This is a genomic window from Amycolatopsis sp. ATCC 39116 (assembly GCF_000231075.2).
Taxonomy (GTDB): Bacteria; Actinomycetota; Actinomycetes; order Mycobacteriales; family Pseudonocardiaceae; genus Amycolatopsis_E; species Amycolatopsis_E tucumanensis.
Window position 1 is genome coordinate 123093 of record NZ_AFWY03000001.1, and the last position, 13379, is coordinate 136471.

12 protein-coding genes are annotated in these 13379 nt (G+C 71.3%); 2 read left to right on the forward strand and 10 right to left on the reverse strand.

The window, feature by feature from the left end; genetic code table 11:
• Positions 1–221: 221 nt before the first annotated feature.
• Together AMY39116_RS0300680 and AMY39116_RS0300685 are read right to left on the reverse strand one after the other, a co-directional pair.
• Complete coding sequence (locus AMY39116_RS0300680; RefSeq protein WP_020415781.1) at positions 222–1688, reverse strand: M81 family metallopeptidase; 1467 nt, start codon at positions 1686–1688, stop codon at positions 222–224.
• A complete protein-coding gene (locus AMY39116_RS0300685; RefSeq protein WP_020415782.1) occupies positions 1685–2968 on the reverse strand; it encodes an MFS transporter in 1284 nt (427 codons plus the stop codon). Before AMY39116_RS0300685 ends, AMY39116_RS0300680 begins: the two co-directional genes overlap by 4 nt.
• 97 nt (positions 2969–3065) lie before the next feature.
• Here AMY39116_RS0300685 and AMY39116_RS0300690 point away from each other — a divergent pair, with 97 nt between their 5' ends.
• Positions 3066–4079, forward strand: coding sequence for an Lrp/AsnC family transcriptional regulator (locus AMY39116_RS0300690; protein ID WP_039791085.1), 1014 nt, complete (start codon positions 3066–3068; stop codon positions 4077–4079).
• On the opposite strand, the gene AMY39116_RS0300695 is transcribed toward AMY39116_RS0300690, so the two are convergent.
• Genes AMY39116_RS0300695 through AMY39116_RS0300705 form a run of 3 tightly spaced genes read right to left on the reverse strand, consistent with a single transcriptional unit; the run spans position 4066 to position 8463 of the window.
• Positions 4066–5373, reverse strand: a complete 1308-nt coding sequence (locus AMY39116_RS0300695; RefSeq protein ID WP_020415784.1) for an MFS transporter — start codon at positions 5371–5373, stop codon at positions 4066–4068. The two genes, AMY39116_RS0300690 and AMY39116_RS0300695, sit on opposite strands and share 14 nt — an antisense overlap.
• A 32-nt stretch (positions 5374–5405) precedes the next feature.
• Complete coding sequence (locus AMY39116_RS0300700) at positions 5406–7070, reverse strand: dihydroxy-acid dehydratase (protein ID WP_020415785.1); 1665 nt, start codon at positions 7068–7070, stop codon at positions 5406–5408.
• Between the two features lie 13 nt (positions 7071–7083).
• Positions 7084–8463 (reverse strand): FAD-dependent oxidoreductase, encoded by a 1380-nt coding sequence (locus AMY39116_RS0300705; protein WP_084505976.1) that lies wholly within the window; start codon positions 8461–8463, stop codon positions 7084–7086.
• Positions 8464–8516: 53 nt separating this feature from the next.
• Here AMY39116_RS0300705 and AMY39116_RS0300710 point away from each other — a divergent pair, with 53 nt between their 5' ends.
• On the forward strand, positions 8517–9155 hold the full coding sequence (locus AMY39116_RS0300710; RefSeq protein ID WP_020415787.1) for a GntR family transcriptional regulator: 639 nt from the start codon (positions 8517–8519) through the stop codon (positions 9153–9155).
• A gap of 189 nt (positions 9156–9344) precedes the next feature.
• Here AMY39116_RS0300710 and AMY39116_RS45905 read toward each other — a convergent pair whose 3' ends face one another.
• Genes AMY39116_RS45905 through AMY39116_RS44515 form a run of 5 tightly spaced genes read right to left on the reverse strand, consistent with a single transcriptional unit; the run spans position 9345 to position 13256 of the window.
• Positions 9345–9587: a transposase gene (locus AMY39116_RS45905; protein WP_020415788.1), complete on the reverse strand. Its 243-nt coding sequence runs from the start codon at positions 9585–9587 to the stop codon at positions 9345–9347.
• 35 nt (positions 9588–9622) lie between these two features.
• Positions 9623–10609 carry an NAD(P)-dependent alcohol dehydrogenase gene (locus AMY39116_RS0300720; protein WP_020415789.1) on the reverse strand — a complete coding sequence of 329 codons (987 nt, stop codon included), beginning with the start codon at positions 10607–10609 and terminating at the stop codon, positions 9623–9625.
• A 25-nt stretch (positions 10610–10634) separates the two neighbouring features.
• The gene (locus tag AMY39116_RS0300725) at positions 10635–12179 is read right to left on the reverse strand and encodes an amidase family protein (protein WP_020415790.1); all 1545 of its coding nucleotides are present in this window, start codon (positions 12177–12179) and stop codon (positions 10635–10637) included.
• Positions 12180–12216: 37 nt separating this feature from the next.
• Entirely contained in the window at positions 12217–12702 is a 486-nt protein-coding gene (locus AMY39116_RS0300730; RefSeq protein WP_020415791.1) for a nuclear transport factor 2 family protein, read from the reverse strand.
• Positions 12699–13256 carry a hypothetical protein gene (locus AMY39116_RS44515; protein ID WP_020415792.1) on the reverse strand — a complete coding sequence of 186 codons (558 nt, stop codon included), beginning with the start codon at positions 13254–13256 and terminating at the stop codon, positions 12699–12701. The genes AMY39116_RS0300730 and AMY39116_RS44515 overlap by 4 nt, the downstream gene beginning before the upstream one ends.
• Between the last annotated feature and the right edge of the window lie 123 nt (positions 13257–13379).

Here is a 13379-nt window from a genome sequence, read left to right on the forward strand (position 1 = left end):
CGATCCGGCGGGCAGCCGGTCGCCCGGGCCTCGCCCCCGGAAGTCAGGAAAGGCTGATCGGCCATGACCTAGGAACGCCCTGTGAGCACCGGGGTCATGCGCTGCGGCTGGGGCCGTTGCTCCCAGCCGAGTGCATGTTGCGGGGAGGTGCCGCCGAACGCCAGGGCACTCCCCTGCTGAGGGCGCGCACCTGCGCCGACCGTCCCGGGGCCCGGAGACGGTCACGACGCTCGCTGAGGTCCGCGATCCGCCACCCGCCCGGCGGGGGTGATCCGCACCTGTGGCGGCAGCTTCGTCCACACCAGATCCGCCGGATCGGCGGCCATCACCCCGGGGGCCTTCGCGACCAGGATGTGGGCGGCCATCGGGGCGAAGTCGCCGCGGAAGTGGACGGAGCTCTTGACCACGACGATCCGCTGGCGCTCGGGCTCGATCCCGACCATCCGGAACAGGTTGCGGTCGAACACCTGCGTCCGTCCGGTCGTGACGCCGATCCGCACGGAACCGTGGCGCAAGCACGCCGAGGGGCCGAGGTCGACGACGTTGCCGTGCATCATCGGGCCGTCGAAGCGGCAGCGGCCGTCCGACAGGTGCTCCACCGTGAACCGGCCGTGCACGGGGCTGTCACCGGGCACGGCCGGTTCCCCGCCGAGCGGCACGGTGATCGTCGCGCCGACCCCGGCCGCGTGAGCGGCGGCGGCCACCTCCGGGTCGGTGAACAGGCCGATCGCCGCGGGGCCGGTGTCCGCGGCGAGCAACGCCTTGAGCAGCCCGGTGGTCCGCGCGGTCCCGCCAGCCCCTGGGTTGTCCTGGGTGTCGGCGATGACGACCGGCCCGTCGGTGCTGAGCCGGATCGCCTCGGCGACCGCCTGCCGGGCGTCGGGCAGCGCGATCGCCCAGTCCGCTTCGCGGCGGGTGACGTGCTCGTGGACCCGGTCGACCTCCTCGGCCACCCCGTCGCCGCCGTAGCCGAACACCACCGGACCGCAATCGGGGATGTCCGCGGCGGGAAACCCCGCGGCGAAGGACATTCCCTCCGCCAGTCCACGGTAGACGGTTGAGGCCGGCTCCAGATCGGTGCAGCCGGCGTTGATCGGGATGAGGAACGGCACCCGCCGCCACACCGGCCGGAGTTGCTCACCGGCGATCCGCCGCGCGAGTAGCCCCGCCGCGCGAGCGCCGGTCTCCGCCATGTCGACGTGCGGGTAGGTGCGGTAGGCGACCAGGGCGTCTGCCGAGGCGAACATCTCCCCGGACAGGTTCGCGTGCAGGTCCAGGCTCGCCACGACGGGCACGTCGTCGCCGACGACCGCGCGCAGCCGGCGCAACAGCTCACCCTCACCGTCGTCGTGGTGCTCGGTGACCATCGCGCCGTGCAGATCCAGGTACACCGCGTCCGGCCGGGCAGCGCGGGCCGCGCCGAGGATCTCCCCGGTGATGCGCTCGTAGGCGTCGGCGGTCACCGGCCCGGACGGCGACGCGGCCGCCCAGATCACCGGCACCACGGTCACGTCCCGCATCGCGCGCAGGAAACCGCCGATCGGCAGGTTCACGTTCGCCAGCCGCAGCACGTCCTCGCCACGACACAGAGCCGGGAACCCCTCCCCGTTTTGAAAGTTGGCGTAACCGGCGGGAGTGTCGGCGAACGTGTTGGTCTCGTGCTGGAAACCAGCGGCCAGGATCTTCATCGTGCCTCGTTCCGCAGTGTGGTGAACAGGATGAGCAGCCCCCCGGCCAGCAACAGGGCGACCATTGACAGCAGACCCGCCTCAGTGCTCCCGGTGGCCTGTTTGACGTAACCGATCAACGTGGGGCTGAAGAAGCCGCCGAGCAGCCCGATGCTGTTGATCAGGGCGATGCCGCCCGCCGCGGCGGTGCCGGTCAGGTACGCCGACGGGATCGCCCAGAAAACCGTGTACGAGCCCCACATCGCGGCCGTGGCGATGATCATCGCGAGCATCGAGACCGCAAACGACTGGGCGGTGAGCGCGGCCACCGCCAGCCCGGCGGCGGAGACCAGCGCCGGGACCGCGCTGTGCAGGCGGCGTTCCCCGCGGCGGTCCGAGCGGCGGGACAGCCAGAACATCGCGACCAGCGAGCACGCATACGGCACCGCAGTCCAGAGTCCGATCTCGACGGTACTGGCGAGGCCGTTCTCCCGCAGGATGGTCGGCAGCCAGAAGCTCACCGCGTACAGGCCGCTGATCAGGCAGAAGTAGCCGACGGCCAGAGCGTAGACCTTCGGATCGGTGAGCACCCGCCGGAAACTGTGGTGGCGCGTGGTTTCGGGCCCTGTCACGTCCGCGGCGATCCGGGCCTTCTCGGCCGGGGTGAGCCAGCGGGCTTCGGCGGGCCCGTCGGGCAGCACCTTCCACACCACGAACGCCAGGACCACGCACGGCAGGCCCTCGACGAGGAACATCCACTGCCACCCGGCGAGCCCGAACCCGCCGTCGAACGCGGTGATCACGAGCGACGACAGCGGCCCACCGATCATCGAACCGAGCGGCCCCGGGATCATCAGCACCGACATCGCCGCCGCCATCCGCGCCGGCGGGTACCAGTAGGTCAGGTAGAAGATGATCCCGGGCGCGAACCCGGCCTCGAACACGCCGAGCAGGAACCGCAGCACGTAGAAGCTGGTGCTGTCGTGCACGAACAGCATCGAGGCCGAGGTCAGGCCCCACAGCAGCATGATGCGGAACACCGTCTTGCGGGTGCCGATCCGCTGCAGCAGCAGGTTGCTCGGCACCTCGAAGAGCACGTAGCCGAGGAAGAAGATTCCGGCCGCCAGCCCGTAGACCGACTCGCTGATCCCGACGTCGGTGGTCATCTGCAGCTTGGCGAAGCCGATGTTCACGCGGTCGAGGTAGGCGAAGACGTAGCACACCACGAGCAACGGCAGGATCCGGCGGCCGACCTTGCGGTACAGCGCGTCCGGGACGACTTTGCCGGAGATGTCGACCATGGTCACTCCCTGGTCCGGTGATTTCCGATTACACTCCAGAAGAACCCGGAGTTCCTCGGAAAATCGACGGATAATGGCGGTGGAGGCGCGCCGGACGATGGATAGTGACACCCAGCTGCTGAACGAGACCGATCTGGCGCTGGTGGACGCGCTCCAGGTCAACCCGCGGGCCAGCTGGACGAGCCTCGCCGAAGCGCTGGACCTCGCGCCGGTCACGCTGGCGCGGCGCTGGCAGCACCTGGTGGAGTCCGGCTCGGCCTGGGTCACGGTGGCGCTGAGCAACAGCGCGATGCGCGGCGCGCTGCTGGAACTGACGTGCCGTCCGGGGACGGCGGAGCGCGTCGCACTGGCTCTCGCCGAGCTGCCGAACGTGTCGACCGTCGGAGTCACCACCGGCGAGTTCGGGGTGTTCGCGCTGGTGCTGGCACCGACCCTGCCCGCCATCGCCGAGGTTCTGGTGCGCACGTTGCCCATGCCGCCGGACGTCGTGAACGCCCGCTCGTACGTCTACAGTGGACTTTTCGGCGGGGTGGTGTGGCGGCTCGGCGTGATGAACCGCGCCCAGACCGAGCTGGTCCGCGAGCCCGCCGGGCCGGCACCGGAGCAGATCCGTCCGTTCGGCCCGGCCGACCGCGCGCTCTTCCTCGCGCTGGGGCACGACGGGCGGCGCCCGTACACGGAGCTGGCCGCGGAGCTGGGCACGTCGCCGCAGGCGGTCAAGCGCCGGCTCGACCGCCTGCGGCGGCACGGCGACATCACGTTCCGGTGCGACGTCGCCCGCCCGCTCGCGGGGTGGGAGTCCATGGCACTGCTGTGGCTGGCGGTGCCGGACCTTCACGTGCGCGAGACGGGCCGCAGGCTGGGCGCCTGGCCCGAGACCCGGCACTGCGCCGCGGTCCCCGGTCCGGCGAATCTCTCCCTGATCGTGAGCCTGCGGTCTCTGGACCACCTCGGAAAGCTGCTCACCCGGATCGCGGTGGACTGCCCCGAGGCGTCCGTGGTGGACCGCAGGATCGTGCTGCGGCAGGTCAAGGTGCACGGCCGGATCGTCGACGAGCTGGGCCGCAGCACCCGCGTCGTCCCCGTCGATCCCTGGGCTACCCCGTCGTGACCGTCGGGCGCGTGCCGGCGGACTCGATGTCGCGGCGCCGGGTTTCGGGGCCCACGGCGAGCGCGACGAGGGTGAGCACCGTCAGCACCCCCAGGTACACCGCGACCGGCCACCAGTGGCCGGACCAGGCGAGCAGCGCGGTCGCGATCAGCGGCAGGAACCCGCCCGCCAGCACCGAACCGATCTCGCGGGCGAACGCGAATCCGGCGAGCCTGGTCCTGGTCTCGAACAGCTCCGCGAACCACGCCGCCTGCGGCGCCAGCATCGCCGGGTAGCAGATGCCGAGTCCCACCACGAACCCGACGACGACGGCCACCGGCTCGCGGGTTTCCAGCAGGAGGAAGAACGGCACGGTCCACAGCGCCGACGCGACCGCGCCGGCCGCGTAGACGGGCCGCCGTCCCCACCGGTCGGACAGCCAGGCGAACAGCGGCACCCCACCCACCTGGACGGCCGAGGCGATGATCACCGCGGTCAGCCCGAGCGAGTCGGACAGGCCCAGCTGCTTGGTCAGGAACGCGACCGCGAACACGGGGAACAGGTAGGCGAAGCCGTTCTCGGCGAACCGGGCACCGATGACGACCAGGAAGCTATTCGGCTGGTACCGCAGCGCGGCGAACAGTCCCGTCTTGGTCTCCTCGGCCCGCTTCGCGTTCCTGAACGCGGGAGTCTCGTCCACGCCGCTGCGGATGAAGTAGCCGATCGCGAGCATGACGATCCCCAGCAGGAACGGCACTCGCCAGCCCCACTGGCGGAACTGTTCGTCGGGCAGCAGCAGGAACAGCTGGTAGATCCCGGTCGCGAGCAGGGTGGCGAGCGCGAACCCGGCCGGGGCCCACGCACCGGCCAGCCCGCGTCGCCGCTGGTCGCCGTGCTCGACCGACAGCACGACGGCGCCGGCGTACTCGCCTCCGGCGCCGAAGCCCTGCACGAGCCGCAACAGGATCAGCAGGACCGGCGCCCACGCGCCGATCTGGTCGTAGGTGGGCAGCACACCGATCAGCGCGGTCGCGACGCCCATCAGCACGATCGTCAGCACCAGCATCGTCTTGCGGCCGAGCCGGTCGCCGAGATTGCCCAGCACAATGCCGCCCAGCGGCCGGGCCAGGAATCCGACGGCGTAGGTGGCGAACGTGGCCAGTGTGCCCGCGACCGGGCTGATCGCGGGAAAGAACAGCTTGTTCAGGATCAGCGCGGCGGCCGTGCCGTAGATCAGGAAGTCGTACCACTCGAGCGTGGTACCGACGAGGGCGGCGATCCCGGCTCTACGGGCGTGCCGTCGGGATTCGGTCATGAAAGGCAGCTCCTTCGGTGGCCGGGGAAAGGTCAGTGGCGGGCGGGACGGCGCAGGACCGCGCCCCGCTGGATCGGGCCGACGAGTGCCGCGTACTGGCCGAGCCAGCCGCGTTCGCTGCCGGGATCACCGGCGGTGACGGGCTTCCCGTCGCGTATCGGCTCCGCGTCGATCAGCCGTGCGTCGAGGTCGATCGAGATGGCGTCCCCGTCCTGCACTCCGGCGAGCGGCCCGCCGTCGGCGGCTTCGGGCATCACCTGTCCCACGACGAGCCCGTGGTTGAGCCCGGACAGTTCGCCGTCGGTCACCACGGCCACCTGGCCGCCGAGGCCGGCGCCGTTGAGCGCGGCCACGAAGCTCGCGGCGAACACCGTGCCCGGGCCGCCCCTCGGGCCCATCCCGCGCAGCACGATCACGTGTCCCGGCTCGATCTCTCCCTGGCCGAGCGCGGCGATGGCCTCGTCCTCACCCGCGAAGACCCTGGCCGGCCCGCGGAACTGCCGCCGTGCCGCGCCCACCCCGGCGACCTTGACGATCGCACCGTCCGGCGCCAGCGATCCACGCAGGATCAGCAGGCCCGGCTCGTCGGCCACGGGTTCGTCCAACGGGTGCACCACGTCGCCGTCCGGTCCGGCCACGTCGGCGATCAGCTCGGCCACGGTGCTGCCGGACACCGTCAGCGCGCCGGTGTGCAGCCTCGGTGCCAGCGCACGCAGTACGGTGCGGACCCCGCCGACCCGGTCGAGGTCCCACACCTGATGTGTCCCGTTGGGACGGATGGCGGCGAGTTGTTTCGCGCCGCGGCCCTTCTCCTCGAACAACGCGACGACGTCGAGGTCGAGGTCGGCCTCCGCGGCCACGGCGGTGAGGTGCCGGATGCAGTTGACTGAGCCGCCCAGCGCCAGCGCCACCTCCACCGCGTTCTCGATGGCGTCGCGTGTGAGCACCTGGCGGGCGGTGAGTCCTTCCCGGACCAGCTCGACGGCGCGCCGCCCCGCGGCCGCGGCGCGTTCGAGCATCGCCGGGGAGTTCGCACGGGTGGGCGCGGAACCCGGCATCGTCATGCCCAGGGCCTCGGCGAGCACGTGCATCGTGTTCGCCGTCGCCAGTCCCGCGCACACGCCGGGCCCTTCGATCGCCTGGTCGGCCATCTCGCCGAGGTCGTCCACGCTCAGCTTCCCGGAGGCGACCGCACCCACCGATTCGTACACCGAGTCGATGTCCACCGAACAGCCGGAGAACGTCCCTCCGCGCTGGTAGCCACCGATGACGACCACCGAGGGCAGGTCGAGCCGCGCGGCGGCCATCAGGTGGGCCGGGGTCGTCTTGTCGCAGCTCGACAACAACACCATGCCGTCGAGCTGCGCACCCTCGACGGCGGCTTCGACGTCGTTGACGATCAGGTCGCGGGTCGGCATCAGGTAGCGCGCTTTGCGGCCCGCGCTGGTGACAAAATCGGACGGCGCGGTCGTCCGGATCTCCAGCGGCAGCCCACCCGCCTCGCGGATAGCGCCGGCGACCACTTCCGCCACGTCGTCGAGGTGCGCGAAGCACACCGACAACTTCGACGAGGTGTTGACGACCGCGATCTTGGGCTTGCGCTGGTCCTCGGCGCTGATGCCCATCGCGCTCCACTGCGCGCGGCGCACGGCCCACCGGGTGGTGCCGGGCTCGAAGTTGCTCCGCAGCTGTTCCATGGTGTTTCTCCAGTCAGGAAAGGGAAAGGGCGCTTCCGCCGGCGGCCATCACCGACCGGATCTCGCGGCCGTCGAGCCCGCGGTAGGGCAGGTCCTTGTCCAGCGACATCACGGTCGCCACCGCGGCCGCGTGGCCGTATTCGAAGCACTGCGCGGTGACCCGCGCCGAGGCGAGTGCCTCGTGCTCGGCGCTGAGGCAGCGGCCGGCGACGATGACGCCCTCGCCGCGCTCGGGCACGAGCGCGCCGTAGGGCACCTCGTAGTAGTCGTCCAGCAACCAGGTCAGTTTTGGCCGGTCACCGGCGTGCAGCTCGATCGGCCACGGCACCCGGCAGATCCCGTCCTCGCGCTTGCGTGCCGCGAGGACGTCCTCGTTGGACAACCGCTCGATCCCGGCGATCGTGCGGGTCTGCCGGATCCCCGCCTCGACCCCCGTGTCCACGACGAACGCGTTCTCGCAACCGGGGATCCGATCGATCAGGAACCGCGCGTACGACCGGACCTGCCGCCGGCCCAGTATTTCGGCTTCGGTGAAGTCCGCGGGGTCGATCACGTTGAGCATCCGGCCGTCGCGGCCGGCCAGCCGGGTCGCGTTGACCAGCAGCTCGCCGGGCCTGGGAGTGGTGAAGATCCAGATCTTCTGCCGCGGCAGGTCCAGCCCGGCGCCTCGCGCCCGGAGGATCTCCTCGGTCACGTATGGCGGGCAGATGGTGTCCTCGCCGTAGAACTCCAGGAACCGCTCGACATCGACGTTGCCGAGGCGGAAGAACATGGTCGGGTTCTGGATCGCGCCGTTGTCGCCGAAGGTGTAGCGGTGCCCGGCGCGGGCGACCACAGCCGCGTCGCCCGATGCGTCGATCGTCCTGGCAGCGAGCACCACGGCCCGGCCGGCGTTCGACTCGACCACCACCCCGCGGTGGGTGTCGCCGTCAAGGACGACGGCGGCGACGGCCGTGTGGTAGAGCACCGTGACGCCCGCGCCTTCGAGGAGGTCGTCCGCGACCTCGCGCCACACGAGCGGATCGTGCGCGACGGTCCAGGTCTTGCCGTAGACCTGCGGCGCCGTGAGGCCGCCCCGGGCGGCCAGTTCCCCGCGGAACCGCTCGGTGAACCCCGCGACGACCTGCCTCGGCTCCCGGTCGGCATCCGAGGCCAGGTACATGCCGCAGATCGTGCCGGACATCCCGGCGACCGCCGCGCCGCCGGCGAAGCCGTACTTCTCCACGACGAGCACCGACTTACCCGCCTCGGCCGCGACCACCGCCGCCGCGACCCCGGCCGCACCGGCCCCGACGACGAGCACGTCGACCTCGGCCAGCACTTCGAGTCCCCGGTCGGCCGGACCACCGGTCAGCGACCAGCGCGATATATTGGTCATGTACCGGTTGTACATCGCCGGTCGCGGTATTGTCCAGGCCCAGCGCGTGGAACGAGGAGGAGGCACCCGTGGCGAACAAGGCCGACCAGGCCTACGACGTGCTGGAACGCATGATCACGTTCCAGGAACTCCCGCCTGGTTCGCTGCTGTCGGAGGCCCGGCTGATGGAACGCACCGGGCTCGGCCGCACGCCGGTGCGTGAGGCGCTGCAACGGCTCGCACGCGAGCGCATGGTGGAGATCCACCCTAGCCAGGGCGTGTTCGTCGCCCCGACGTCGATCGAGGCGCAACTCAAGGTGCTCGAACTACGCCGTTCCATGGAGGAGCTCGCGGTGCGCCTCGCCGCCCACCGGGCCACGACGGAGCAGCGTGAGCGCATCCTGGCGCTCGCCGAGGTGCTCAGCGAGTTCGACGGCGACGACCCCAGGCGGTTCGGGGAGCTGCTCAAGTCGACCCACACCCTGATCGTCGAGGCCGCGCACAACGAGTACCTGTCGGTGGCGATGGCCCCGCTGCAAGGGCTCTCCCGCCGGTTCTGGTTCGCCCACCTGCGAAACCCGAAGGCGGAACTGGCCGAAGCGGCCGACCTCCACGGGGACATCCTCCGCGCCATCTGCCACGGCGATCAGGCCAAGGCCTCCGAAGCCTCCCTCAGGCTGAACGACTACCTGACCGACTTCACCTACCGGACCCTGCGGGACCAGTGAATCAAGAGCATCGGGTAGTGACGTACGTCGGCGGCCGCGGGGCGGCCCGCACAGGCCCGCGGCGGACGGGCGCCGGGGCCGGGGACGTGCAGGTGGGCCATGAGCGGTTCGAACATCGGCGAGTCCGCGGCCTGCCCGGCGGTGAGCAGTTGGCGGCCGCTGCCGCCCCGGGAGCGGCCGATGGCATGGTCAGGCGGCTCGGTTCCAGTCGATCTCACCGGCTGCGCCCGCGGTGGCCGGCAGTGTGCCGAACACCGCCGGCACATCCCGCCCCGCGATCCCGGACCGGTAGCGGCAGATGATCCCCTCCACCATCGCCCGGGCGTCCGGGAACGGCCTACCCGGCCGCACCGGCAGCAAGTTCTCGATCAATGCCCACTGCTCATCCGAGAGCAACTCACACCGCGACACGACCAGCTCGATCCCAGCCACCAGCCGGAACCTCTGCCAGGCACGCCGAGGGCCCGTCAGCTGGCCGCCGAGCCGTCGATGTCGATGATGTGCTTGCCACGCACGCCGCCCGCTTCGACCGCGCGGTGGGCTTCGGCGATGGCGGAGAGCGGGTGCACGCCGTCGACGACCGGTCGCAGCTCTCCGCTCTCGGCGAGCCGGGCGGCCTCGGCGAACAGTTCCCGCTTCGGGTTGCCGCTGAAGAACCGCACCCGGCGGGAGCCGTGCACCACCGACGCGGCGATGTAGGCGAGCGAGCGCGCGATGTGCTTGCGGTCGAAGGAGATCGCCACCATCCTGCCCGTGGGCGTCAGCAGCCGGCGGAACGCGGCGAGCTCGGTGCCCACGGTGTCGAACACGACGTCGAACGAACCGAGGTCGGCCGGCCCCGCGGTCGTGTAACTGACCACCTCGTCAGCGCCGAGGCCGCGCACGAAATCCAGGTTGGACGGTCCGGCCAGCCCGGTGACGTGCGCGCCCATCGCCTTGCCGACCTGCACGGCGAGGCTGCCGGTGCCCCCGCTGGCCCCGCGCACCAGGAGGCGCTCGCCACGGGCGAGGTGCGCCTTGTCGCGCAGGCCGATGATCGGCACGACCGCCACCACCAGCGACGCCGCTTCGACCGGGGTGAGGCCGGCCGGAGCGCGCGACACGCGATCCGGATCGACCGTCAGATACTCGGCCGCCGCCCCGCTCCGCGAATCGACCTCGGCGGTGCGCGGGAGCACACCCCACACGCGATCACCCGCCCGGAGACCGGAGTCACCGGAGCCGGGGTCGGCGACCTCGCCCACGAAGTCGAGCCCGATCCCCTTGGGAAAGCGCTTACCGGTCAGCAGGCGCAGCTGCCCGGCTCGGGCGCTGAGCTCGCCACCATTCACGCTGGTCGCCTGCACCCGCACCAGGATCTGACCGGGCCGCGGCTGCGGGACCGCGACCTTGCCCTCGTACAGCACGTCCGGCGGCCCGTAGCGGTCGTACTGCGCCGCGCGCATCATCGACATGTCTTCTGTCCTTTCACGACGTTCTTCATCGGTTTTCGGGTGGGCGCCGCGGCCAGCCGACTGCCCTTTCGACCGTCTCGGCCACGGTGAGCAGCCGGGTGTCGGCGAACTTCCGGCCGACGAGCATGACGCCGGCGGGCAGTCCCTCGGCGAGACCGAGCGGAAGGGTGATCGCGGGATGGCCGGTGATGTTCGTGGGCGCCGTGTTGCCGACCAGGCTCCAGGCCCGGAGCGCCCGGTCGGCGGGGTCGAGGCCGGGTGCCACCGGGTGGGCCACCACGGGCACGGTCGGCATGGCGAGCACATCGACCCCGGCGAGCGCCTTCTCGTACCCGGTGGTGATCAGGCGGCGCAGGTTCGCCGCCCGCGCGTAGCGGCTGCCGCCGCCCGCGCGTTCCGCTCCGCTGCCCATGATCAGCATGAGTTTGAGCGTCGGCGCCATGCTGTCGCCCGCCTTCTCGAATCCTCGCCGAAGGGCCTCTGCCAGCTCCGGCCAGTAGCGGCCGCCCGCGCCGAACAACGCCCCGCCGCCGCGCATCTGCCCGGCGAAACTCTCCGGGAACATGTTGAACGCGATCGGCGCGCACAACCGGTGCTCGGGCACCGAGACCGGCTCCACCGACGCACCCAGCTCGCGCAGCCGGGCGAGCGAGGCATCGAAGGCCCGGCCGACCTCCGGCGACACCCCGCCCGCCGGATCCAGTCCCTCGGCCAGCACCCCGACGCGCAGACCGGCCAGGGACGCCGGCGCCGACTCGACCGCCGCCACGGCGTCGAGCCGGGGCAGCTGCGCGGGCTGGCGCGGGTCGGGGTCTGCGTCGTCGGTCCCGGCAAGCACCTGCAGCACGGCCGCGACGTCCGCGGTGGTGCGCGCGAGCGGGCCGACGTGGTCGAGCAGCGGCTCCCCGCCGAGCACCCCGGAGTGCGGCACCAGACCGTGCGTGGGCTTGAGACCGACGAGCCCGCACCAGGCCGCCGGGATGCGCACCGACCCGCCGGAGTCCGCGCCGAGCGCGACGTCGACACCGTCGTAGTACAGGGCCGCCGCCGACCCGCCGGACGACCCGCCCGCGGTCCGCGTGGTGTCCCACGGGTTCAGGGTCGGGCCGTAGTAGCTCGAGTCGCCACCGGGGGCGACCCCCATCTCGTCCATGTTCGTGATGGCGCAGATGTGCCCGCCCGCGTCGAGCAGGCGGCGGACCACGGTGCTGTCCCGGTCGGGCACGAACCCCTGCAACAGCGCCGACCCCGCCGTCATCGGGACACCGGCCACCGCCACGCAGTCCTTGACCGCGACGCCGACGCCGGACAGCAGCCCGCGCGCGCCCGGCTTGCGCACCGAGACCCAGCGCACGACCGCGTTGTACGGGTCCCGGCCGGCGTCGGTGTCGTCGTGCACGACGCGATCGGCCTCCGCCACCGGCGGCGGGTCCGCCCGCAGGTCGTCCATCGCGGCGATGACCGGTGCCAGGTGAGCGATCGCGGGCAGGACGCCGGCCGCACCGGAGCGCGAGATCCCCCACGAGGAGGCCAGGTCGTAGAACTCGTCCTCGCTGATGGCGTGCGACATGCGCACCCCTTTCGGTCTTCGGTGGACCTCGGCCTGGTCAGCCGAGGGGCATGAATCGTTGAGCCACCCATCCCCGGTCGAAGGGCGTGAACGAGTCGACGGTCAGGACGAGCTCGCTGATCCGCCACCCCGCCGGGGTCAGTTCGTGCTGCTCGCGGTACCGGCCCATGTGCCACGCGGCCGTCCCGTTGATCGTCAGGGGCTGCCAGAGGTACCAGGTGGACCTCGCACTGGCCAGGTCGTCGGCCACTTCGATGTCGCCGCTGACGATGTAGTGCAGTGACCACTCCAGCCTGGTCGCGACGTCGGCGAAGTGCGTGCGCAGCTCCGCGTGACCCGCGTGCCGGCCGAGCAGGTCACCCCCGTCCCACACGCACTCCGGGGTGAACAGCTCGTCGATGCGGTCGGGCGGGAAACCGCCGTCGCAGAAGCGGACGTAAGCCATCTGCAGGGCCCGGATGTCGTCCAGGGCCTCCAGGCGCGCCACCCGGGCCTCGAGTGGCGCGCTCAGCGGTTCGGTCATCCCGCCTCATCGACCTTCACGACGTTCGTCAGCTCGCCGCCCTCGGTTTCGGCGTCGATCACCGTCGCGCGGTACTCGCCGGTTTCCGGGTCGAGGGCGTAGAAGGTGGTCGGGTAGGACGCGGGCAGCTCGACCGCGATGACCTCGAAATCGGACGAGGCGTCCAGTTCGCGGTGCCGGTTGCGCGGCGGCTGGTAGAAGGCGGTCCCTGCCTCCAGGCGGACAGTGCCGACTCCCTCGAACTCGAAGAGGGCCCATCCCTTGACGATGTAGTTGAAGTGCACGTTGAGGTGGTGCATGTGCCAGGGTGCGCCCTGCCACTTGTACTCCGGGTTCGCCTTGATGACGAACGCGTTGGCCAGACCCCCGCTGTACTTGGCGACGGCAGGCAGCGGACGCAGATCCGCGGCCGGGAAGCCGGCGATCGGCTTGAAGCTGTCCGCTTCCAGGGGCATGAACATGTCCGGCTTGGCGAGCGTCGCCTCCGGCGGTGCGGGCGGCAGCGGCACCTCGGGCGCGGTTTCGGCGGTGGGGTTCTCTGCGGTCGTCGACATCGATTGACTCCCTGCTGTGATCAGTGGTGACTATGTGCAATTTAGAGTACGATTTCGTTCTCTTGTTGCTACAGTAGCCTGGTCGCGGCCGCTCGGCAAGGCGGCGACGAACCACACGAGGAG